The sequence below is a fragment of the Bartonella sp. AA56HLJMS genome (genome assembly GCF_042197145.1).
Taxonomy (GTDB): domain Bacteria; phylum Pseudomonadota; class Alphaproteobacteria; order Rhizobiales; family Rhizobiaceae; genus Bartonella.
The window spans coordinates 1-550 of record NZ_JBHIRL010000113.1; the positions used below are offsets into that span (position 1 = coordinate 1).

The 550-nt window shown below is 38.7% G+C and carries 1 pseudogene; it reads right to left on the reverse strand.

Features of this window, described 5'->3' with window-relative positions:
- Positions 1-550 (reverse strand): annotated as a pseudogene (locus ACFINI_RS10155) (filamentous hemagglutinin); the annotation flags it as partial.

Below are 550 nucleotides of genomic sequence, written 5' to 3' on the forward strand. Positions count from 1 at the left end.
CAAAAGTGTAAGGATTTTTGCCAATCTTTGTACCAACAAAGTCATTTTTATGATTTTCCAAGTTTACGTAATCCTGCTTTCCATCACTTAAGATATATAACGTATCTGCCATGTTTTGAGTATTATAAGCTGGTCCAAAGAAATTAATCGTTGTTTTCTTTGCTATACCATGAACACCATGCTTTTCTAAATCATGCGATCCATTGCCCGCTGTCATACTGCCACGGCTATGCGCATCAGTATGCAATCCTATATTGCCAAGGCTATACAACAGATTCTGGTACTTCTTCGTCGAATTGGTCAAAATACCCAACTTACCTTCTAGAGCATACTGATACCCTGCAATGAACAACTCTACCAAGAACGAATCGCTATGAGGGAACATCAGAAAATAGTGCGGATCATTCTTGTTATCAGCCAACTGAACCGCATTATGGGCTGCGTCATCTGGTGTTGTAAAAATACCATTGAGAAAAACATGAACCTTGCCATCAGAACCTTTTTGTAAATTCTGTTGTTCTTCAGGCGTTAAATAATGATATTGCGGCTG